General features: G+C 41.2%; 22 protein-coding genes. 9 read left to right on the forward strand and 13 right to left on the reverse strand.

What is annotated here, in order from left to right:
• Window positions 1-85: 85 nt before the first annotated feature.
• Window positions 86-1,039, reverse strand: coding sequence for a GTP 3',8-cyclase MoaA (moaA, locus tag ACLR96_RS05540; protein ID WP_177267820.1), 954 nt, complete (start codon window positions 1,037-1,039; stop codon window positions 86-88).
• Window positions 1,040-1,206: 167 nt separating this feature from the next.
• Between moaA and ACLR96_RS05545 the strand changes: the two genes are divergently transcribed.
• On the forward strand, window positions 1,207-1,515 hold the full coding sequence (locus ACLR96_RS05545; RefSeq protein WP_177267821.1) for a GIY-YIG nuclease family protein: 309 nt from the start codon (window positions 1,207-1,209) through the stop codon (window positions 1,513-1,515).
• Window positions 1,516-1,639: 124 nt separating this feature from the next.
• On the opposite strand, the gene ACLR96_RS05550 is transcribed toward ACLR96_RS05545, so the two are convergent.
• The 5 genes from ACLR96_RS05550 to dapA all read right to left on the reverse strand — a co-directional run bounded on the left by ACLR96_RS05550 (window position 1,640) and on the right by dapA (window position 7,404).
• Window positions 1,640-2,248: a DUF4825 domain-containing protein gene (locus tag ACLR96_RS05550; protein ID WP_412265401.1), complete on the reverse strand. Its 609-nt coding sequence runs from the start codon at window positions 2,246-2,248 to the stop codon at window positions 1,640-1,642.
• Between the two features lie 76 nt (window positions 2,249-2,324).
• Window positions 2,325-4,151: an ABC transporter transmembrane domain-containing protein gene (locus ACLR96_RS05555; protein ID WP_177267823.1), complete on the reverse strand. Its 1,827-nt coding sequence runs from the start codon at window positions 4,149-4,151 to the stop codon at window positions 2,325-2,327.
• Window positions 4,151-5,890, reverse strand: a complete 1,740-nt coding sequence (locus ACLR96_RS05560) for an ABC transporter ATP-binding protein (protein WP_177267824.1) — start codon at window positions 5,888-5,890, stop codon at window positions 4,151-4,153. The genes ACLR96_RS05555 and ACLR96_RS05560 overlap by 1 nt, the downstream gene beginning before the upstream one ends.
• Window positions 5,887-6,375, reverse strand: a complete 489-nt coding sequence (locus ACLR96_RS05565; protein WP_177267825.1) for a MarR family winged helix-turn-helix transcriptional regulator — start codon at window positions 6,373-6,375, stop codon at window positions 5,887-5,889. Before ACLR96_RS05565 ends, ACLR96_RS05560 begins: the two co-directional genes overlap by 4 nt.
• Before the next feature lie 153 nt (window positions 6,376-6,528).
• Window positions 6,529-7,404: a 4-hydroxy-tetrahydrodipicolinate synthase gene (gene dapA, locus ACLR96_RS05570; protein ID WP_177267826.1), complete on the reverse strand. Its 876-nt coding sequence runs from the start codon at window positions 7,402-7,404 to the stop codon at window positions 6,529-6,531.
• A 169-nt stretch (window positions 7,405-7,573) separates the two neighbouring features.
• On the opposite strand from dapA, the gene ACLR96_RS05575 reads away from it, so the two are divergent.
• The 6 genes from ACLR96_RS05575 (at window position 7,574) to ACLR96_RS05600 (ending at window position 13,044) form a co-directional block, all read left to right on the forward strand.
• Window positions 7,574-8,173, forward strand: a complete 600-nt coding sequence (locus ACLR96_RS05575) for a biotin transporter BioY (RefSeq protein WP_177267827.1) — start codon at window positions 7,574-7,576, stop codon at window positions 8,171-8,173.
• Between the two features lie 24 nt (window positions 8,174-8,197).
• Complete coding sequence (locus ACLR96_RS05580) at window positions 8,198-9,325, forward strand: glycoside hydrolase family 3 protein (protein WP_412265405.1); 1,128 nt, start codon at window positions 8,198-8,200, stop codon at window positions 9,323-9,325.
• Window positions 9,326-9,658: 333 nt separating this feature from the next.
• Window positions 9,659-10,096 carry an Rrf2 family transcriptional regulator gene (locus ACLR96_RS05585; RefSeq protein WP_177270835.1) on the forward strand — a complete coding sequence of 146 codons (438 nt, stop codon included), beginning with the start codon at window positions 9,659-9,661 and terminating at the stop codon, window positions 10,094-10,096.
• 228 nt (window positions 10,097-10,324) lie between these two features.
• On the forward strand, window positions 10,325-11,614 hold the full coding sequence (locus ACLR96_RS05590; RefSeq protein WP_177270836.1) for an O-acetylhomoserine aminocarboxypropyltransferase/cysteine synthase family protein: 1,290 nt from the start codon (window positions 10,325-10,327) through the stop codon (window positions 11,612-11,614).
• Window positions 11,615-11,627: 13 nt separating this feature from the next.
• Window positions 11,628-12,566 (forward strand): cysteine synthase A, encoded by a 939-nt coding sequence (gene cysK, locus ACLR96_RS05595; RefSeq protein WP_177270837.1) that lies wholly within the window; start codon window positions 11,628-11,630, stop codon window positions 12,564-12,566.
• Window positions 12,567-12,714: 148 nt separating this feature from the next.
• A complete protein-coding gene (locus ACLR96_RS05600; protein WP_177270838.1) occupies window positions 12,715-13,044 on the forward strand; it encodes an ArsR/SmtB family transcription factor in 330 nt (109 codons plus the stop codon).
• Here the strand turns inward: ACLR96_RS05600 and ACLR96_RS05605 are convergent.
• Window positions 13,006-14,313 (reverse strand): metallophosphoesterase, encoded by a 1,308-nt coding sequence (locus tag ACLR96_RS05605; protein ID WP_177270839.1) that lies wholly within the window; start codon window positions 14,311-14,313, stop codon window positions 13,006-13,008. The genes ACLR96_RS05600 and ACLR96_RS05605 overlap by 39 nt on opposite strands.
• A gap of 60 nt (window positions 14,314-14,373) precedes the next feature.
• Window positions 14,374-14,925 (reverse strand): ribonuclease HI, encoded by a 552-nt coding sequence (locus ACLR96_RS05610; RefSeq protein WP_177270840.1) that lies wholly within the window; start codon window positions 14,923-14,925, stop codon window positions 14,374-14,376.
• 134 nt (window positions 14,926-15,059) lie between these two features.
• Between ACLR96_RS05610 and ACLR96_RS05615 the strand changes: the two genes are divergently transcribed.
• Together ACLR96_RS05615 and rlmH are read left to right on the forward strand one after the other, a co-directional pair.
• On the forward strand, window positions 15,060-15,854 hold the full coding sequence (locus tag ACLR96_RS05615) for an MBL fold metallo-hydrolase (RefSeq protein ID WP_177270841.1): 795 nt from the start codon (window positions 15,060-15,062) through the stop codon (window positions 15,852-15,854).
• 2 nt (window positions 15,855-15,856) lie between these two features.
• Entirely contained in the window at window positions 15,857-16,336 is a 480-nt protein-coding gene (gene rlmH / locus ACLR96_RS05620; RefSeq protein ID WP_177270842.1) for a 23S rRNA (pseudouridine(1915)-N(3))-methyltransferase RlmH, read from the forward strand.
• 58 nt (window positions 16,337-16,394) lie between these two features.
• On the opposite strand, the gene ACLR96_RS05625 is transcribed toward rlmH, so the two are convergent.
• From ACLR96_RS05625 to ACLR96_RS05645, 5 genes are all read right to left on the reverse strand, one after another.
• Complete coding sequence (locus tag ACLR96_RS05625) at window positions 16,395-17,573, reverse strand: FAD-dependent monooxygenase (protein ID WP_177270843.1); 1,179 nt, start codon at window positions 17,571-17,573, stop codon at window positions 16,395-16,397.
• Window positions 17,574-17,575: 2 nt separating this feature from the next.
• On the reverse strand, window positions 17,576-20,350 hold the full coding sequence (locus ACLR96_RS05630) for an FAD-dependent oxidoreductase (protein ID WP_177270844.1): 2,775 nt from the start codon (window positions 20,348-20,350) through the stop codon (window positions 17,576-17,578).
• Between the two features lie 23 nt (window positions 20,351-20,373).
• On the reverse strand, window positions 20,374-20,748 hold the full coding sequence (locus ACLR96_RS05635; RefSeq protein ID WP_177270845.1) for a hypothetical protein: 375 nt from the start codon (window positions 20,746-20,748) through the stop codon (window positions 20,374-20,376).
• Between the two features lie 172 nt (window positions 20,749-20,920).
• Window positions 20,921-22,063 (reverse strand): aminotransferase class V-fold PLP-dependent enzyme, encoded by a 1,143-nt coding sequence (locus ACLR96_RS05640; RefSeq protein WP_177270846.1) that lies wholly within the window; start codon window positions 22,061-22,063, stop codon window positions 20,921-20,923.
• A gap of 97 nt (window positions 22,064-22,160) precedes the next feature.
• Window positions 22,161-23,390 carry a DUF362 domain-containing protein gene (locus ACLR96_RS05645; protein ID WP_177270847.1) on the reverse strand — a complete coding sequence of 410 codons (1,230 nt, stop codon included), beginning with the start codon at window positions 23,388-23,390 and terminating at the stop codon, window positions 22,161-22,163.

The following is a 23,390-nucleotide window of genomic DNA, read 5'->3' on the forward strand; positions in this document are numbered from 1 at the left end:
GCGATACGCTCTGTTTCAGACTTGCTGCCCACATCCACCATTCTGGCTCTGCCATCATCATTAAAATGAGTGAAGTCTGCCATCATCAACCTCCTATACTATTCATATTTCTTCCGGCATGACTCGGATTGTCAGCATCCAGATGATCTCTCATCTGTGGTTTCTGCAATATAGCATCCTGCATCACTAATTCCATCTCTGCCCGGCTCTTTCCTTTTATGGAAATTTCAGCATCCGAATGAAGACATGGTTTCAGCATCCCGTCAGCCGTTAACCTTATCTTGTTGCATTCCCTGCAAAATTCACAGCTTATAGGCCGTATAAGTCCAATCCTGCCCATAGCCCCCGGCAGGCTGTACATCACCGCCACACCGTCAGAACAACCCAGCGGTCTCAGCTTTGGAACTTCAGATAATACACTCTGACAGCTTATAAACTTTGCTTTATCAAAGTCCATGCCTCCGCCTATTGGCATCAGTTCTATAAATCTTACTTCCAAAGGCCTGTCGCATGTCAAGGCCACAAAATCTTTTATCTCATCATCATTAAATCCGCCCATAAGAACTGTATTTATCTTTACCTTTTCAAATCCCGCTTCAAAAGCCGCATCTACGCCATCCAAAGCTTCCCGAAGGTCACCAATTCTTGTTATCTCTCTGTATTTATCAGGATCCAGAGTATCCAAACTGATATTAACTCTGTTTACCCCGGCATCTTTAAGTTCTCTGCCATATCTGGGAAGTAAAGTTCCATTTGTCGTTATGCATAATTCTCTGACGCCCTCTATGGCTGCTATCTGCCTGCAGAGACTGACAATCCCTCGTTTCACCAGCGGCTCTCCACCCGTTATTCTTATCTTGCTTATTCCAAGAGAAACCGCAGCCTTTACCGCATCTACGGTTTCTTCAGCCGTCATCATTTCTTCATGATCCCTTTTGACGATACCTTCTTCAGGCATACAATATCTGCACCTGAGATTACATAGTTCTGTCACCGAGATCCTCATATAATCTATTTTTCTTCCGTAATTGTCTATCATAGATCTATAGTTTCTCCATTCTAACCACATTATATCAGAAAAGAACCCGGGAGTCAGCAATTGTTTTGCTGGTATTGACCCATTAATCGTACTGGATTTTAGTCTGTTGACTTTTCACACAACAAACTTCATAATTATATTACAGGAAGAAAAGAGAGTGTATTGATTTGGATAAAACAAAAGAAAACAAAGCAAAAAATAAAAGCTTTAGCCGTCCTTGTGTCTATATCTTAAGATGTGGCGACGGCACATTTTATACGGGCTGGTCCAATGATTTTAACAAACGCTTATCGGCTCACAGAGACGGAAAAGGAGCAAAATACACAAAGGGCAGAGGCCCGCTCTGCCCTGTATATCTTGAATATTTCCCCGATAAAATATCCGCTATGAAACGTGAAGCCGCCATAAAAAAAATGTCACGTCTTAAGAAAACGAAGCTGCTTAATTCATCGAAAAATTTGCTGAAAAAAAGCTGATCCGACTGATATTCTTACTCAAAAAAGCTGCCGCAAGTCCAATATACCTTGCAGGCAGCTTTTTTTCATCTATTAAAATCAATACCCCTTCATAATATCACAGCTTGCAGATATCAATCTGCCGTCATTGGGACAGCCCAGCCTGCTCTTCAAGCAGAGCTTTAAATGTATCAGCAGAGGTTCCGTAAGATTTGATATCTTTAGAAAGCTTCTCTGCAGCCGCTTCCTCGTCTACAGATACCGTAACGGTTTCATCAGCTTCTTCCGAAGAAATCAGAGAATACGTCCATTGTACCTGTCCTACAGATGGTACCAGCGCCATGATCTGCTGAGCGCACTTCTTCATATTCCCGTCTAAAACTTTTTTCCCGGTTTTCTGTACAGAATCCTCCAGCGACACAGATAATATATGCATATCACCTTCTGTTTTAATGGTAGCATTATACTTACCGGCTACACTTTCGAGTCCCATAGTCTCCAGAAGTTTCACCACAGCTGCAGTATCATTGACATCTGAGACCAGACAGCCATAGAGCTTATCGGCATACTCCGAAGAAGAATCTATCACCATATTCTGTGAACTCACCGTGTCTACACTGCTTTGGGCAGAAACCTCTTTGTCTCCGTTTACCATACTCACGGAAAACAGAATGGCCGCAAACCCGATTATCACTGCGATCAGTCCCATGAGAACCCACTTTACAGCACGTTTGTTGTTGATAAGTTTTCCCATCACACTATATCCTCGCTTTTTATATGATGATACAGTTATACCATTTTTTTATGACGAGTATGTGACAGCAGTGTATCTATTGTGCAAACTGACTGTTGTAAAGATTGGTATAGAATCCATTTTGTGACAATAGTTCCTCATGAGTTCCCTGCTCTATTATATCTCCATGATTAAGTACCAATATATGATCAGCATCTTTTATCGTAGATAATCTATGAGCTATAACAAAACTTGTTCTCCCTTTCATAAGATTTGTCATTGCCTGCTGTATCAGTGCCTCTGTTCTTGTATCAACGGAGCTTGTGGCCTCGTCAAGAATCAGTATCGGAGCATCTGCAAGAAATGCTCTTGCTATTGTGAGGAGCTGTTTCTGTCCCTGAGAAATATTAGTGGCTTCTTCATTTACCTCCATATCATATCCTTTGCTCTGGGTCTTTACGAAATGGTCTATATGAGCCGCCTTAGCAGCCGCTTCCACTTCTTTATCAGTAGCGTCCGGATTACCATATCTTATATTTTCGCGGATAGTACCATTATTTAACCACGTATCCTGGAGTACCATACCAAACATCTCTCTTAAATTTGACCTCGACAATTTAGTTATATCATATCCGTCTATTGTAATTTTCCCTTTCTCAAGCTCGTAAAATCTCATAAGAAGCTTGACTATAGTGGTTTTTCCAGCTCCTGTCGGACCTACGATGGCAACACGCTGTCCCGGCTGTGCAACAAATGAAAAATCATGTATAACAGTTTCATCCGGGCTGTATCCAAACCTTATATTCTCAAAAGCTACCCTGCCCTTTACATCATCTACATCAATTACTTTTTCAGGAGCTTCATCAAGGCCTACCTCTTCTTCCTCATCTATCAATTCAAATATTCTCTCTGCAGCCGCAGCTGTAGACTGAAGCTGATTGGCAACATTAGCTACCTGTGAGATAGGCTGATTAAAGCTTCTCACATATTGGATAAATGCCTGTATATCACCGATAGAGATCTTGCCGTTTATGGCAAGATTGCCGCCCAAAAGACATACTGCCACATATGCCATATTTCCTATAAAATTAGTTATAGGCATCATAGTTCCCGACAAGAACTGTGACTTCCATGCAGATTCGCATAACTTATCATTATACTTCTCAAAGGTTTCTTGAGATTCTTCTTCCCGATTAAATGCTTTTACGATATCATGTCCTGTGTACATTTCTTCCACATGTCCGTTGACATAGCCAAGATATTTCTGCTGATTCTTAAAATGCCCCTGGGATTTGGATACTATCAGGCGTATCACCAGCATTGAAAGCGGCAGCACTACCAGAGCCGTCACTGTCATAAGTACACTTATACGCAGCATCATTATCAATATACCGATTATAGTTGTAAAGCTTGTTATTATCTGCGTCAAACTCACTGACAAAGTCTGATTCACAGTCTCTATATCATTTATCATTCTGCTCTGTATCTCACCATGAGTCTTACTGTCAAAAAATTTAAGCGGCAGTCTGTCCAGCTTCACCGACATTTTATCACGAAGATTATATATGACTTTCTGAGAAACATCTGCCATTATCCATCCTTGCGCTGCTCCAAACAGCAAGCTCAAACCATACAGACACAGAAGAAGCAGCAATATAGAAAGCAGTCCTTCAAAATCTATACCCATGCCTCCCATCAGACCCTCTACTACTTTATCGGTGGCATCTCCCAATATAGTAGGTGAAATTATGGAAAACACTGTACTTGCTATGGCAAAAATGAATACCGCTACAAGTCTGAATTTATACGGGGAAAGGTATCTGACAAGAGTTTTCATTGTCTTTCCGAAATCTTTGGCTTTTTCCCCCGGCATCATATTGGCTCCCGGCCCTCCAGGACCCGGTCCCTTTTTCTTTCCTGCCATTATTTACGCCCCCTTTCCAATTCCTGTTCACTAAGCTGGGATAATGCGATCTCCTTATATACACTGCAGTTCTCCATCAATTCTTCATGAGATCCAATTCCGGCCAGCTTTCCTTCATCCATTACAAGAATCTGATCAGCATCTATAATAGTATTTATTCTCTGCGCTACGATTATGATGGTGCTGTCTCCGACCTTCTTTTTAAGAGCATCTCTGAGGGCTTTATCTGTTTTGAAATCCAGCGCTGAAAAACTATCGTCAAAAATATATATTTTAGGTTTCTTCACTAAAGCACGAGCTATAGAAAGTCTTTGTTTCTGCCCTCCGGAAACATTAGTCCCTCCCTGAGACACTTCTTCATCAAACCCGTTTTCCTTTTCGCTTATAAAATCCAGCGCCTGAGCTGTCTCAGCGGCTTCCAGCATTTCCTGGGCTGTCGCATCTTCTTTGCCATACTGCAGATTAGTTGCTATGGTTCCCGAAAACAGCATTCCCTTCTGAGGTACGTAACCTATCTGATCTCTGAGCTCATGCTGTGTCATATCTTTGATATTAATACCATCAAGAAGTATCTCACCTTCCGTGACATCATAAAACCTCGGAATCAAACTTATAAGTGTCGATTTCCCGCTTCCCGTACCGCCTATTATAGCCGTGGTCTTCCCCGGCTGTGCAGTAAAACTTATATTTTCCAGAGTTTTCTCCTCAGCATCAGGATAAGCAAAGGATACATTGCTGAACTGTACGACGCCTTTATGATTTTCTAAACTCTGCGGTTTTTGAGAGTCTTCTATAGTAGGCTCCACATCCAGTACCTGTCCTATTCTCTGAGCAGAGACGGCAGCTCTTGGTATCATTATAAACATCATAGTTATAAACAGAAACGACATTATCACCTGCATAGCATACTGCAAATATGCCAGCATATCCCCTATCATAAGATCCTGTGATTCTATCAAATGTGCGCCTGCCCATATTATGAGAATACTTACTCCGTTCATCACAAACATAAGAGAAGGCATCATAAATGACATTGCTCTGTTAACAAACACATTTATCTTAGTCAGTTCCACATTAGCTGTATCGAATCTCTCTTCTTCTGATTTCTCAGTATTGAAAGCTCTTATTACAAGTATTCCCGACAATCTCTCCTTCATAATTAGGTTCAGTCTGTCAAGCTTGCTTTGCAGTACTTTAAATTTGGGAAGTACAAGAAAAAAAGCCATAAGCATGATACAGACTATGACAAGTAAAGCAAGGCCTACAGTCCATGAAAGAGATACACTTGTATTCAATGCCCTTACTATAGCTCCTATTCCCATCATAGGAGCAAAACACGCCAATCTAAGTATCATTACTGTTGCCTGCTGCACCATCTGTACATCATTGGTTGAACGCGTTATCAGAGATGCTGTAGAAAAATCTTCCAGCTCCGCAGCCGAAAACGCCGTTACCTTTCTGAACAATGCCCTCCTTATATCTCTGGACGACTTCGCTGATACTCTGGAAGCCAAAAAACTCCCTGCCAGCGAACATAATACTGTACCGGCTGAAACCGCCAGCATTATCAGGCCTGTTTTCCAAATATAATCCATATCCTGTTTTACTATTCCGTTGTTGATTATGTCAGACATGTATCCAGGCAAAGCCAACTCACACATAGCCTGTCCGAACAGGAATGCCAAAATCAGCGCTATCAGCCATATATACGGCTTGTAGTATCTAAAAACTGTCTTCATATCTTTCCTCCTTCCAGCATTTCCGCTATGTTTTGTGTCATCTTACCGAGCAGCACAGTCAAAGTTTTTATCTCCTCATCACTCATCCCTTTTGTGATGTTACGCTCAAATTTCATGTAAGTCTCCTCTCCCAAGCGATATACACGTCCGGCTTTCTCTGTAGGAAAAAGGCAATATGCCCGTTTATCACCCGGATTTTGCCTTCTGTCCACAAATTCTTTAGAAACCATATCCTTTATGGCTTTTGCTACAGCACCTTTATCAATCTGTGCATATCTGGACAACTCTTCTTGGGAAATTCCGGGATTTTCATTGATATACTTCAAATATCCCATTTGCTGACCTGTCAGACCAAACTGTCTCATAACCTTATCGTGCATCACTCTTCCATGTCTGTATATTATGGAAAAATACATATGTATAGGGCCTAAAACTGTGGGACCGCAGTACTTCATACCTGATGTTCCGTTAGTAATCTGTTTCATTTGACGGCAAGATTCCTTTCAAAATAAATAGTTGCCATTGCAACCATTATCAATAGGCACCATTTTATCATGTCATTAATGGTTGTCAATGCAACTATTTATATTTTAACAAAATCTTCACATACTATACATTTCTGTAAATTCTGATAATAATTATTCTTTATCTATATCATCAGCAAGACTTCTAAGCACTCTCCTGTTAGCACTGCTCAGCGGCCCCAGAGGCAGTCTGCATCCGCCTACTCTCATTCCTTTCATATTCATTATGGCTTTTATAGGGACAGGATTGGTTTCACAGAAAAGCGCATTTATCAGATTCAGATATTCAAGCTGTATCTTTTTAGCTTTTTCCGTATCTCCGTCAAGATATGCATGAGCCATTTTACTTACCTTGTCTGGCATCAAATTAGCCCATACGGAAACAGTCCCCGCAGCGCCCATAGACATCAGAGCCACTGTAATATCATCGTTTCCCGAATATATACTGAAATCATCATCTATTAGTCTTGAAAGCTTTGCCACATATGATATGTCCCCGCTTGCTTCTTTAATTCCGGCAATATTCTTATGGCGCGAAAGTTTTGCGACTATCTCGGGGCTTATACATATGCCCGTTCTTGCCGGAACATTATAAATATATATAGGTATATTCACATTATCGGCTATAGTATAAAAATGTTCCAGCATTCCTGTTTCATTAGGTTTATTATAATACGGTGTAATCACCAGTAAGGCATCAGCCCCCATTTTTTCATATTTAATACTTTTAGCCAGGGATTTCTCCGTATTATTGCCTCCACTGTTGGCGATGATAGGTATTCTGCCGCTGCTTTCTTCAACAGCCGTTCTGACTATCTCATCCTGTTCCTGTTCGGAAAGAGCAGGCGTTTCCCCTGTAGTTCCCAATACGAGTATGGCATCAGTGCCTTGATGGATATGCCAGTTTATAAGCTCTCTCAATCGTTTGTAATCAACATTGCCTTCTTCATCAAAGGGCGTTACGAGAGCTACGATAGATCCTCTTATCATTTCTACCTCCCTGAAAATTTCAATCTTATATACTTATGGTCTTAAATTCATAATATGCACATAAAATAATTTAGGTTAACAATCTTATATTTAGTTGACAATCTCATGTCTAAGGTTTACAATCTCTTTTGAAGAAATCAACATTCTAATCGAAAAGGAGATAATACTAATGACAACAAAACATTATTCCGGTACTGCAATGATGATTTTATGCGGAATTTTTGCCGCTATAACCGCCATCTGCTCTTTTATAACTATTCCCCTGGGATTCACACCTGTGCCTATCAATCTGGGTACACTGGCTGTATTCCTTACAGGTGGTATACTCGGCAAAAAATACGGTACTATAAGTATGGCAGTGTATGTATTGCTGGGAGCTGTGGGAATTCCCGTGTTTTCCGGGTTCAGAGGAGGAATAGGAGTCTTGGCAGGCCCCACCGGAGGATATATAATAGGATATATAGCCGCTGCGTTCATCATCGGTCTGACCGCTGACATTATCTCCGGACGCAGTGCTTTAAAAACCACAGAAGACAAACGATACATACATTTTCCGGCTATAGGATTATATGCTCTGACCATGGCAGCCGGACTTATTATATGCTATGCTTTTGGTACAGCGTGGTTCATGATAAGTACAGGCACCCCACTTTGGACATCTCTTCTGTCGTGTGTCTTCCCGTTTTTACCGGGAGATGCTCTAAAAATACTGGCAGCCGCCATTTTAGTAAGGAAACTCAGACCGCTTCTAAATAAAAACGGTATCTGAAAACTCAAAAGGAAAGCAGAACATATGAAAAGAATTTTTTCCGTCACAATATCTTTTGCTCTGATACTTCTTGCTGTATTTTTGATAGTTTTAAAACTACATGATCCGGCTTATATTACACTCAATGATATAAGATCAGCAGGGCAGACAGCTTATATAGAACAAAAACTCGATGAAATGTCTCTGGAAGAAAAAATCGGTCAGATGTTCATGGGGTGCTTTTACAATGGTACTCCGTCTCCGGAAACTGTATCTCGATATCATCTGGGAAGCGTACTGCTGTTTCATTCAAGCTTTGCTGAAAAAGATAAAGCATCCGTCATATCACAACTTAAAGCCATAAATGATATCTGCAATATAAAGCCTATCATTGCTGTAGATGAAGAAGGCGGTACAGTGAACAGAATCAGTAATTCACCATCATTTCGCAGTGAGCCTTTCAAATCTCCCAGAGAAATCTTTGCTTCCGGAGGTATGGATGCCATAATTAAAGATACTCACGATAAAAATGCTTTTCTTTCCGAATTAGGTATTAATCTTAATCTGGCGCCTGTATGTGATATCTCCCAGGACCCAAAAGATTTCATGTTTTCCAGAAGCCTCGGCCAAAATGCACAGATTACTTCCCAATATGCTGCCGCTGTTACGAAAGCATCTCTTGAGGACAATATAGGATGCTGTCTGAAACATTTTCCGGGATACGGCAATTCCGCTGATACACATAAAGGAATGTCTATAGATAAAAGATCTGAAAAACAACTGGAAGAAAACGATTTTCTTCCGTTTAAAGCCGGCATAGATGCCGGCGCTCCTTCCGTACTGGTCTCCCATAACATAGTATCTTCATTGGATGAAAGTCTCCCTGCATCTCTTTCGCCTGCTGTTCACAGGATTCTGCGTTACGATATGAACTTTTCGGGTGTTATAATTACTGATGATCTTTCTATGGGAGCCGTATCAAATTTTTCTCCTAAAACCGACAGCGCAGTTACAGCTATAATGGCCGGTAACGACATACTCTGTACAGGAGATTTTGCCAGTCAGTACAAAGCAGTTCTTGAAGCAGTAAATAACGGGACTATATCAGAAGAAAGGATTGATACATCCGTGAGGCGCATACTATTATGGAAAAAAGACTTGTCATTGTTTTGACATATTCTTTTCAACAAGTCTTCACAATAGCACCGTTAAAATGGCATATTCCATTGTTATTATAAGATCACAGCAAAGGAAAACAATTGCTGAAAAAAATAAGCAAGAGGGCTGCTTTAACAAATAAACACTTCTTCTTCTCAATCCCTAAAACACAGCAGCCCCCTTCAAATTTAGGAAACACCTCCTAATAAAATGATAATAATGATAACGACGAAAAGAAAACTGCCCTCGGCAGTTTTCTTTTTTTCGCCTTAAAGTTATTTTCTCTTTTTAAATCAGCTCTACATGTGTATAATAAAACTATAAAAAGGAAGAAAGGAGGCACCCGTTATGATGATATCAACAAAAGGTCGCTATGCTCTTCGGGTCATGATAGAACTGGCGTCTCATGACACAGAGAAATACATACCGCTCAAAGAAATAGCAAAAAACCAGGATATATCTGAAAAATATCTGGAATCCATAATCAAGATACTTGTGAAAGACGGAATGGTGATAGGCTTAAGGGGCAAAGGAGGAGGTTACAGGCTTTCCGGCACTCCGGCTTCATATACTGTAGGTAAAATACTGAAACTTACGGAAGGCTCTCTGGCTCCTGTGGCATGTCTTAAAGGAGAAACAGCCGAATGCTCAAGATCAAAAGGATGTCCTACTCTTCCTATGTGGCAGAAGCTCAATGAAATAGTAGATAATTATCTTGAAAGTATAACTCTGGAAGATCTGGTAAAACAAACTTTAGATAATTCCGGAGGGGATTACATCATATAAAATCAATATATTTTTACCGTTTGCTGAAAGTTCCTTTGCGAAAAAAGCATTGAGCTTTCAGCTTTTTATTATTTTAAATATAATAAAACCAACAGAAAAAAGAATCATTAGAAATTATTTCCGCTAAAACCTATTGACACAGTATGTTTATGGTGTTATTATTCATATAAACCCACCTAGTTAATAGGTAATAAGGCATAAAACTAATATCAAAAGGAGGAATTTCCCATGAACACATATCACTTCGAGACATTACAACTTCACGCAGGACAAGAAACACCCGACTTAACTACAGGCGCAAGAGCTGTCCCTATATACCAGACATCTTCCTATGTATTTGAAAATTCCGATCACGCACAGGCAAGATTCGGACTGCAGGATCCGGGAAATATTTACGGCCGTCTTACCAATCCCACCCAAGATGTATTTGAACAGAGAATGGCAGCTTTAGAAGGAGGCGCTGCCGCTTTGGCAGTTGCTTCCGGAGCAGCAGCTATATCCTATACCATAGAAAATCTGGCACAAAACGGTGATCATATTGTTTCCGCCAAAAATATATACGGCGGAACTTATAATCTTCTTGCTCACACATTGCCGCAATATGGTATATCTACAACATTCGTAAATATATTCGACTACGATGCTGTTGAAAAAGCTATTCAAGATAATACTAAAGGAATCTTTATAGAAACACTGGGAAATCCCAATTCCGATGTAGTGGATATTCAAAAGATCGCGGATATAGCCCATTTTCATAGAATCCCACTGGTAGTCGACAATACATTTGCAACCCCATATCTCGTAAGGCCTATAGAATATGGAGCAGACATCGTTGTCCATTCTGCTACAAAATTTATAGGAGGCCATGGAACAAGCATAGGAGGAATCATAATAGACAGCGGTAAATTCGATTGGGAGGCATCAGGCAGATTCCCTTCCCTTACAGAACCAAATCCAAGTTATCACGGTATCAGCTTTACAAAAGCAGCAGGACCGGCAGCTTTTATCACAAAGATACGAGCTATACTTTTAAGAGATACCGGCGCCACTCTTTCTCCAATTCATGCGTTCATATTTCTTCAGGGATTGGAAACACTATCTTTAAGAGTCGAACGTCATGTTGAGAATACCCTTAAGGTGATAGACTTTCTTAAAAATCATCCTCAGGTCGAAGAAGTCCATCATCCCGCCGCAACTGACGACAAAAACCAAAAGGAACTTTATGCTAAATACTTTCCTGACGGAGGTGGTTCCATTTTCACATTTAATATTAAAGGCGGCCTTCAGGATGCCAAAGATTTTATCGATAATCTCAAGTTATTCTCACTTTTAGCTAATGTAGCTGACGTGAAATCACTTGTTATTCATCCGGCAACAACAACTCACAGTCAGTGTACTGAAGAGGAACTTAAAAATCAAGGCATTAAACCAAACACTATACGTCTTTCTATAGGAACCGAACATATTGACGACATTATAAATGATTTAAAAAACGCCTTTTCAGCTATATTAAAATAAAGGAGTGATTAAAATGAAAATATATAAATCTGCATCAGAACTGGTAGGCAATACGCCGTTGCTGCGCCTTTCCCGTATGGAAAAGAAAGAAAATGTTCCCGCTGTCCTATTGGCAAAATTAGAACTTTTTAATCCTGCCGGCAGCGTAAAAGACAGAATAGCCAAAGCTATGATAGAAGACGCCGAAAAAAGCGGATTATTAAAAAAAGGATCTGTTATAATCGAACCTACAAGCGGCAATACAGGTATAGGGCTGGCCTCAGCTGCCGCTGCAAAGGGATATGACATTATAATCACCATGCCCGAAACAATGTCTGTAGAAAGAAGAAATCTTATCAAGGCATATGGCGCAAAGGTAATTCTGACTGAAGGAGCAAAAGGCATGAAAGGAGCCATAGCCAAAGCAGAAGAGATAGCCAAAGAAACACCCGGCAGTTTTATGCCGCAGCAATTTTCAAATAAGGCCAATCCTAAAGCTCACTATGAATCTACAGGCCCGGAGATCTGGAACGATACAGACGGAAATGTAGATATCTTTATCGCAGGAGTCGGCACGGGCGGAACTGTAACCGGCATCGGAAAATATTTAAAAGAAAAAAATCCTGCGGTAAAAATCGTAGCTGTAGAACCTGCCGCTTCACCGGTACTTTCGAAAGGAACTCCCGGACCTCATAAAATACAGGGAATCGGCGCCGGATTTATTCCTGATACATTGAATACCGACATATACGATGAAGTCATTGCCATAGAAGATGATGAAGCTTTTAAAACCGGTAGAGAAATAGCGAAAACAGAGGGAATTCTTGTAGGTATTTCATCAGGAGCCGCAGTCGCGGCAGCCATTAAATTATCTAAGCGCCCGGAAAACAAGGGAAAAAACATAGTTATCCTGCTTCCGGATACGGGTGACAGATATCTTTCTACAGCGCTATTTAATGATAGCAGCCGTTAGTCAGCCATATATTGTAATGTTTGGCATAAAACAAAGTACCTTCTGTGTTACAGTGAAAAAAATCAAAAGTTGACATATTTTTTGCTCATCAGTATACTATTATTGTTCGCTTTGACGAATCCCCACCAGATAGGAGTAATAATAATATATGAGACTGAGAAAAGAAATAGATGAAATGAAAGAGCGTGATATCCTGCTCATTGCCAGGATATCAGATGCTCTGGCGCATCCCGCCAGAATAAAGATATTCAGATACATAATGGCCGCAAACAAAAAAAGAGAACGTGTATGTAATAAGGACCTTGTAAATCACTTTGATTACTCACAGGCCACCATATCACAGCATGTAAAAAAGCTGAAGGATGCCGAACTTCTCCAGGTCCAGAAAGAAGACCGCTATTCTTACTATTACGTGCATCTCGGCACCCTCAACGATTATTTAGTTGCCACCAAAAAATTTGAGAATATGGAATCCTAAGTTTTTTTCAAGCGAGGTCTCATCTATGATGAGGCCCTTTTCATTATAGGATATTATCTGCAATTTTCTCCAATCAGCCTCGATCACTTGATAATTCATCCCATCTCCATATGCAGCCATGCAGTAATCAGGAGCATTACTGCCATCATAAACTTCACTTTTACGCTGACCGGAATTCCCCATTATATATGTTATTCCATTTATCTCCTCTGTTCTCATATACATATGCTGATGTCCGCACAAAACAAGATCGGTATTGTATTCTTCCATTATCGGCACCCATAACTTTCTGAGCTGTGGCGATACAGTATCTCTGTCATGCATACCGTAAGGAGGATGATGTGTCACTACAATATTCCATATCTTAGTGCTTTGTTGCAGCGTTTTTCTAAGCCATTCCTCCACTGCTTCTTCATAAGCCTGCCATGTGTCATCACCCATTTTCTCACGTCTCTCATCAGTAAGAAAAGAACTGTCAGTCATAATAAATCTACAGTTTCCATAATCAAAATAATAAAAATCCTCTTTGAGTTCCTCAGCATCCGGGCCATTTTCCGGAGATGCAAACAGCTTTTTATAGGTTTTATTAGAGCTGACACCTTCATGGTTTCCTGATACTGTCATCAGTGGGAGCTTCGAAAAGACTTGACAGTTATCCAAGAATCCGTTCCACTGGGCAGTTTCACTGGGTATATTCACCATATCTCCCCCTATAACTGCACACCTTAACGAAGGATGTCTCTCATAAATAGCCTCTGTCATTTCTCCCCATCTCTGATATTCTTCCATCGAAACATCAAACTGAACATCCCCCAGATAAAGAAACGAGTCTGTCCCTGCCGTTTCAGGAGATATAAAACTTTGAGGAGAATCAAACATAACTCCGTCACCTATTTCATAATAATACTTTTTACCATATCCCAATCCGTTCAGCTCTGCCGTATATCTATAATAACTTCCTTTAAGAGCTTTCTCTGAGACAGCCTTTATAGCTTCGGACTTTGGCAGATCTTCCTTACTCTGGCTCACTCGAAGAAATTTAGGCCCCTTTTTTGTTCCTTTCCAGCTTATATAGATAGAATCGGGTTTCTCGCTCAAAGAAATAATTACTTGTCTTTCCCGGATTTCCTTCCGATTTCTGCTATCCAAAAAATTTTCCGGATTGCCGGTTTCACTATTCCCGGTGAATTCAAATACAACCAGACCTACAGCGCCGACAGTCAGAAAAACTGCTATCAGCACAGCAATAATAATAATCCCTTTTCTCATAAAAAATTCCCCCGTTATATATACTACACATCCGCGCAGTTTTTATAACGAAGGAAAAATTTATCTGAGCTCATCTATTCCCATATTGGCAAGCTCATCAGCTCTGTTGTTTTTAGCTGTAACATATGTAAAATCATCATAAGAAAATTCACTGCCGTTCCATTGGATAAACTTAGAGTAAAGCTTATCAAAATCCACAGATTTGCTGTCTAAATTAACATGACCTTTAACCCTGTAAAATGATATAGTATGTCGCTGAGTATATGGTATAAGCTGTTTCCACAGATCCTGATTCTCCACGTTTTTTTTCGCCGATGTCTTCCAGCCGTTTTTCTGCCATCCCTCATACCATTTTTTTCGAAAACAATCCATCAGATAACTGCTGTCAGAAAACACATGTATTATCTGCCCTTCCTTTTTTACAGCCTTAAAGGCCTCTAAAAGAGCTGTCATTTCCATTCTGTTGTTAGTGGTATTACGTTCACTTCCATAAATCTCCTTACATGCTGTACCGAATTCCATGACTGCTCCCCAGCCGCCCAGATTTTCATCATTCTGATTGCCTGAGCAGCCTCCGTCCGTATATATCCTCAAGATTTTATCATCCCTCATTTTAACGTCTCCTTTTTCCTATGATATAAAATCTATCATATCATCCCTTATGTGTCCATGTCTATATATAGTACAAATTGACATTTTCGGTCCTTTGGAGTATCTTAATATAGTAAAGGAGACCGGAAATACATATGTCATTAAAATTTTGTTCACTTGCCAGCGGAAGCAGCGGTAACTGTTACCTAATAAAAAACGATTCAGCAGCCCTGATTATAGATGCAGGAATCTCCGGAAAAAAAATACTGCAAGGGCTGGATGATACCAATACTCCTCACGAATATGCAAAAGGACTTCTCATAACCCATGAACATACCGATCATGTGAAAAGTGTATCCGTCCTGTCAAAAAAACTGCCGGGTCTGTCAGTCTATGCAAACCAAGGAACATGGGGAGGCATCAAAAAACCTGTGGCTCCCACTCAGCAGAGAATTTTTCGCACCGGAGAAGATTTTTACATAGAGGACTTTATGATACGGCCTTTCTCCATACCTCACGATGCAGCAGATCCTGTTGGATTTTCCATATATCATGAAAATAAACAAATAAGCATCGTTACAGATGTAGGTTATATAACAGATAGTATATTTGATGAAATAATAGATGCGGATCTTCTTCTTCTTGAGGCCAATCACGAAAAAGAAATACTGCTCATGGGAAGATATCCATACCCTCTAAAACACAGGATCCTGGGAGAAACAGGCCATCTTTCCAATGTCTCGGCAGGAGAATGCCTGTGTCGCCTTGCCTCGGCAAATCCTAAAGAACGTCAGATCCTCCTGGGACATCTCAGCCATGAAAACAACGATCCGGCGGTAGCCCTTCTTACAGTAAAAAATACACTTATGGAAAAAAACATCATCCCGGGAAACCAGCTGAAACTGGGAATAGCCATGCGAGACTGTCTCAGCTATATGTATGAGGTATAATAATGAATATATCAATATTAACAGTAGGAAAACTAAAAGAAAAATACTGGCGAAGCGCAGCAGAAGAATATTCAAAAAGACTGAACAAATATTGCCGTCTGCAGATAACAGAAATTAAAGAAAATCCTCTTCGAAACAATCCGTCACAGGCTGACGAAGATGCGGTGAAAACTGCAGAAGGAAGAGATATTCTCGATAAAATAAAGCCCTCAGACTACGTGATAACACTGGAAATCAACGGTACTGCTCTATCATCCACACAACTCGCCGCCTGTATGGAGAATCTGGCAGTTACAGGAAAAAGCAGCATAGTTTTTATCATCGGAGGGTCTCTCGGTCTTTCAAAACAAGTCAGCGACCGAGCTGATCTCAAACTATCCTTCTCAGCTATGACATTTCCCCATCAGATGATGAGAATAATTCTTCTGGAGCAGATCTACAGAAGTTTTAAGATCATAAAAAATGAAACGTATCACAAATAATACGTTTCTGTTTTTTATTATGCAAAGATATCCTCTCAGAAAATATGATACATATTTTCTATTTTAAATGCTTTCTCCTATATACAGGATCATGTTCAAGAAGATCTATAGTCTTATTCATTACACCCGGATCATACATGGATTCCATCAAAAGTCTGGTCTCCTTCAGACTTTCAGTCATCTCTTCTTCGCTCTTTATCTTCAAAACTCTTCTGTATTCATACATAAGTTTTTGACCTGAAACATCCCCTTCGGCAAGAGCTGCCACAGCCGCGTCAGCGGCAGCTTTAGCCGATTCGGCTGCAACAGAAAGCCCATCGTTTTCCAAAGGCATTGACAAAGCAGCCGAATCCCCTATCATCATAAATCCATCGCCGGCCTTATGTATGCCATAGCTTATATCATTAACTCTTCCGCCTTCCCATGGGCTTATCTGACGAGCAGTCGCAAACATAGCCGATATCTTATGTGTCCTGCTGACCCACTCAGAAAAAATCTTTGCCGCTTCAGTATTATCAAAAACGTCTCTTCCGTGAATCATCATTCCCACATTACACAGACCTTCTCTAACTCCGTCTCTGCCCACAGGCATCACCCAGAAATATCCTGCTCCCAAAAGACTTGAAAAAGCAAACACACCATAAGCTTCATACTGATCCTTTGCCAGTCCTCTGTCGAGCTTCACACCTTTAAAATATGCCCGGCGTCCCGTCCATATACCATATGGTTTTTCTTTCATGATTCCCATGGCTCCGGCAACAGAAGATAAGGATCCATCAGCTCCAATAAGAATCTTGCTTCTTATACGGAGATCCTCTCCCCTGTATCTGACTTTCACACCGGTAACAGCAGACTTTTCTTTCATCACATCTGTAATATTGCAGCTTTGTCTCAGTTCAGCTCCATGTCTCACGGCGGTATCAACAAGAAGCTTATCAAGATCATATCGAGAAGCACAGTAACATTCAAAGGGTATCAACGTTTCGCATCCACTGTCACTTATAAGTTTAAGGTTTCTTATACATGTGCTCATAGCATCCAGCTCTTTAACCGCTCCCAAAACACCCATATGATAAACAAGCCCTTCACACTGCATATCGCCGCAGGCCTTATCTCTGGGGAAGATATCCTTATCCAGAAGCAACACGTCCACCCCCGCTCTTGCAAGATATGATGCACATATAGATCCCGCAGGACCTGCCCCTGCTATTATCACTTCTCTCTCTGCGAAAGCCATCTCTATGCCTCCTCCTTTACAGCTTTTAATGTTATAGCATTAACAGGACATACCCGGACGCATACTCCGCATCCCATACATCTTTCCGAGGCCGCTTTGCGGTATCCGCAGGACAGACATCTTGATGCTTCCACAGCCGCCTGCTCTCTGCTCAAAAGTTTCCTTCCCGCCTCAAAACCGGGCTGTACGAAAGACTTTCCTTCAAATATATCATATTGTACGGAAGCTCCTGACAAGACTTCACTGGTATTTCTAAACTTTCCATTTGCCGGAAAATCACAAGACTTAAAAAAACTTTCCACTGCCGCTGCTCCTGCACGCCCTGCTTCCACAGAGCTCATATCAAAATCACCTATGGCGAAAACCCCATAGACGCTTGTGATCAGCCGCTCATCAACCTGTATATATCCATTCGAATCTATATCCAGCCCCGGATTCGCCGCTTTTACAGCCTCAGTATCCGGTTTTGCACTGTCTCCCAAAACCAGAGTATCACAAGGTATATCTATGATTATATCACGTTCGATAACCCTGCACTTAACTCCTGAAATTTTTCCGTCTGTCTGATCTATAGCTGTCAGTTCCACGCCTGTCACCAAATTAACACCTTCATCAAGAGCCGCAGCTACAGAAGCAACACTTGCTTTGAGCTTTCCTTTGCTCATGGGAGCAAGCACCGTTACCTGCTCACATACTTCTCTCAGCAGTCTGGCAATATCAAACGTCAATTCATCGCTTCCGGTAACCAACATCCTTACGCCTTCAATTTTTTCGTGGTTCATAAGCTTTCCCATCAAAGAAACCACTTCAAAAACCCCTCTGCATTCTGCATTCTCCATTTGTGGTTTCACGCCGCAGGATTCTCCGATAGCAAACAACACTGCCTGATATCCCATAGAAAACAGCTTATCTATATTAGGACTGAAACCAGCTGCGATATCACATATAACCTCTATACCCGAATCAGCTACCTTTCTGAGCTCCCTGTCTAACAGTTCCTTATCTATGCGTTTTTCGGAAGAAAGCCACTTATAGTGACCTCCCAGAGACGAGTATTTTTCAAAAATTGAAGGAGCATACCCTGCTTCTGCCAACTCTATTGCCGCAGTTATTCCTGATATTCCTCCGCCTATTATAGCTACTTTTCTTTTTTGATCCTGAAAACTCTCTTTATATGTAAACACAGGCATGTCCTCTTTTATCCCGGCTGCCCGCAGTACAGTAAGAATATCCTCTGCAAAACCCGGCTCAATATGATCCAAATCATCTTCCTTTATGGCTTTTTCAAACTGTGGCACTATTCTCTGTATATTTTCGGCATATATTACGGAACTATGGGGAGCATTTTTTATAATATTTTCCTGCGCTCTTATCTGCATGCCATTGAGCATCCCCATTATCTCAGAAGCTGCGGCACGTCCTGATGCCATAGCCTCCGCCACCGATCTGTTTTCAAAACAAGCCTCTCCACATGCGAATACCATTGGCTTATTAGTTCTGTATCTATCGTCAACTTTTATCTTACCGTTAGGATATGTCTCCATATTTCCTATTTTTTCAACACTGCATTTTTGTCCTATGGCAAATACTACAGTATCACAGAATACATTAAATTCACTGCCCTTAACTCCATGAGGCCTAAGTCTGCCGCTTTCATCAGGAAAATATTCCACCTTGATAAATTCTACAGCCTTTACCCGGCTTCCCTCTTTAATTATCTGTTTAGGTCCGATCATAGGCCTGAAATCCACACCTTCCTCTGCAAACGCCTTAAGATCGTCTTCACAGATCTGAAGACTGTCGGCTCTATCCATAGAGGCGCATATAACTTCTTTTCCGAGACGTCTTAAAGCCCTCGATATGACGGCTGCCAGTTCACCGCCTCCGATAACCGTTATAGTATCTCCCAGCTCTATTCCTTCTTTTTCGCCTCCGTTTATCTGCCTCATCAGATTGACTCCATCATAAACCATCTCGGCATCAGAGCCGGGCAAAGATACCTTTACACCTGAGGAAGCACCTGCTGCTATGAGACATGCGCTGAATCCCTCATTCCAAATATCTTCTAACATATATCGGGAACCGATCTCACAATCATACCTGACTTCTATACTATCAGAAAGTATTCTCTCAATCTCTGATTTAAGCATAGTTTTGTTAAGGCGAAACTCAAGAATACCCCAGTTAAGAGCTCCTCCAAGTCTGCTGTCCTTTTCAAATATGGTAACCGCATATCCCGCCTTGGCCAACTCAAAAGCAGCGGTCAAGCCTGCCGCTCCTCCTCCGATAACTGCGATTCTTTCATCAAAACGTCTTATATATTTATACGGTTTTGTATCAGTTCTACTCAATATGTAACCTTCCAGCGCTCTCATATTCAAAGGCTCTTCCGATATATACTTCAATCTGCAGTTATCTTGACAGCTCTGACTGCAGATAGAAGCACATACCCACGGCATAGGATTCTTTTCATCTATAAGATTATATGCTTCTTTGAGATCTCCGCTCTCCACAAGCCTGGCCACAGCCTGGGGAGATATTCCAAGCGGACACCCTTGTTTACATCCTGCCTCAACCGACAATTTCAAAGCTTCACCAAAAGCTCTCTTCTCCGTATATTTATTTTCCCCACAGTCCGGAAACATGCAGCATACAGTTTTTCTATATTCTTCAATAGCTCCGGTCGGACATATATTGCTACAGTTTCCACAGTTGACACATAATTTAGAATTTACTGCAGCCTCCGTTCTTTTATCTATAGTTAAATTAAATTCCATGATTTCCTCCCGTCTGCCATATATCAGGAAATTTCCAGAGCCGCCAATTCATCACTGAGCTCAAAGCACATTTCCGCAGGCAGAATATCCTTTATCATAGCTGCCATGGCATCTGCCGTAATTTGCCTCAGCTCATTTCCGACTATCCATCTTTTACACAAACGTATATATCCATAATCTCTCATACCATTCCATCTGAAATGTACATTTCTTTGAGCCATTACGAAAATCAGTCTGGATGTGCCGATCCATTCCAGCTCCTCATCAAGATATCTCATCTCCGGGCTGTCTGTATAGTTATGATCGAATTCCTCATTCACCCTATTTATATATTTTTCTATGGCCTTCAGCCGTCTCTGCCCTTTGCGGCCTTCATAAACGCTTTGTTCAGCAGCCATGACGGCACCTCCTTCTGCTCATTAACTGTAATTCCGACAAATATTATACCACGGGCTTTATCCCATGTTCAATATACCCATCGGAACAATATACTCTGACGGTGCCGAATTATTTTGCTGCCAAGATGATAAACATATGAATTCACTTAACTGCTTCGCCTATTCTCCGGTTTCATCTGCCTGCCGCAATCTCCGCCGCTGCTGCAATGGTCTCTTCTATCTCTTTTTCCGTGGTATAAATACTCGGACATAATCTGACACATCCTGTTTTCTCTGTCCCTATAGTTTCATGAGCCGCACCGCTGCAATGAAATCCTGCTCTTACAGCAATACCATACCTGTTATTAAATACGTCAGCTACTTCTTCACAATCTATCCCATGTATATTCATAGCGACTACAGCAGTCTTCTCATAAGTATCTTCAGGTCCGTAAAGCTCTATACCCGGTATTTCGGAAAGCCCTCTTTGGAGTTTTTCTGTAAGCCTGCGTTCATGCTCCTCTATCACATCTATACCAAGCTTTGAAATCACACGTACCGCTGCTCCCAATGCGATTATTCCGGGACTGTTTACTGTTCCCGCCTCATATCCTTCGGGAAAATCCACAGGCTGCTCGAGATCCTTTGATCTGCTCCCTGTTCCCCCATCCAGAAAAGGCGCCATATAAATGCCCTCCCTTACATACAAAAATCCTGTCCCCTGTGGTCCGAGAAGGCCTTTATGTCCCGGAGCCGCAAGAATATCTATGTGTTGTTTTTTTACATCTATATCCATATGACCTGCGCCCTGTGCTCCATCTACCATGAATAATATCCCATTCCTAAGAGCTAGTCTCCCTGTTTCTTCTACAGGCATTTTCGTCCCTGTAACATTGGAGGCTGCAGTCATCACTATTAATCTTGTCCTTGGCGTTATCTCCTTTTTTACATCATTCACAGACAGCCTTCCTGCCTTGTCACATTTTACTGTACTTACTTTTACGCCATTTTGTTTCAGGCTATGTAGCGGTCTGAGTACTGAATTATGCTCCATTGATGTTGTTATCACATGATCTCCCGGCAAAAGCACTCCTTTCAGTGCCATATTTATAGATTCCGTACAGTTCTTGGTAAAAACTATCCTTCCCGGATTCTCTATATTAAAAAGCCGCGCTACAGACAGACGAGTCTTAAAAATCTCCTGCGCTGTTCTTGCAGCCATAAAATGTCCCGCCCTTCCGGGATTGGCACAATAATTAACTGTTACATCCATAATTGTCTCCGATACTTCAGGGGGTTTCGGATATGATGTCGCCCCGTTATCCAGATAAATCATCTACATACCTCCGCAATAAAAAGAAAAAAATATAGGCTACGGTATCTATTCCATAACCTATATTAAGATATGCGCCTTTAATAACTTTTGTTCTGATCTAAACTTTCCAGTTGCGGTCCATGATCCTTGCAAGAAGTGATTTTTTCACTGTAATGGCTTCTTCGGGACACATTTCCTGACAGCAGTAACATTTTATACATCTGTCATAATTATACACAGCTGCAGGCTTCCCCTTCTTTGCCTTCTTCACATAAATAGCTTTACCTTCTACGGGGCATGCATTGACACATATGCCGCACCCTATACATCTCTCTGTTTTGACCACTGGCTTTTTTTCAAGCAGAGGTCTCAAAAATCTTATGGGCTTCAGCATTCCTCTGTATTCAGTGCTTCTCTGAACGTTAAACGACCTGTCGCCATATTCTTTGACAGCCTCCTCTATAGTCATCTGTCCATTTTCACTTATTATATTCAAGTTTTGCCATGAACCTACACCCTGCTCCATCCCGCTCACATTTGTGGGAACTAGTTCCGGTTTAAGATCTACAAGATAACAAAACACTGCATCCAATGCCACGGGATCCTGTGAAACCATTATAACATTCATAGCTTTAGGAGTTCCGGATTGAGGGCCATTTCCTTCCATAGCTACTATACCATCCATTATATGAAGCTTAGGTTTCACAAGATTATTGAGATCAGCTATCATCTTTGCGAAAACTTCTGCCGTAGCAAATCTGGCATGAGATGCTCCCTTATTTATTCCATACACACAGCCGAAAGTGTTTTTCACAGCTCCTGTGATACGTTCAAGCTGATGGGTCTTCATTTTACAGATATTAATTATTCCGTCAGCTTTTACAACTTCATCGCACAGTATAAATCTGTCGGCTGCTCTTCCTTTCGGAAAGTCCACCTGAATACCGCTTTCAAAATTCCCCAGAGGTATATCCATAGCATCAGCCGCCTCTTTTATTCCACATTCTTCTGCTACTTTTTCTACTTTTATCATAGGATTCCCCGGCGAATCACCATATTTCAGATTATTATATCCATTTTTTCGAAGAAGGCTTCCTACAGCTTTAAAGACTGCAGGGTGCGTGGTGCAGGCTTTATCGGGGGATGTCTTTGCAAGAAGGTTCGGTTTCATTATTATACGGCTTTCCCGGCTCAAAGCCTTCTCTCCGCTTGAAAGTATACTTTCAAGCCCTCCCAAAAGCTCAACTGCTCTAAAAACCGCCGCCTCTACACTTCGTTCCTCATACGTGTCACATCTTACGACAGCTACCTTCGAAGATACAGCGATTGTATTTTTTTCTGTTGCCAT

Source organism: Lentihominibacter sp. (assembly GCF_046951855.1).
In the GTDB taxonomy this organism is placed as follows: Bacteria; Bacillota; Clostridia; order Peptostreptococcales; family Anaerovoracaceae; genus Lentihominibacter; species Lentihominibacter hominis.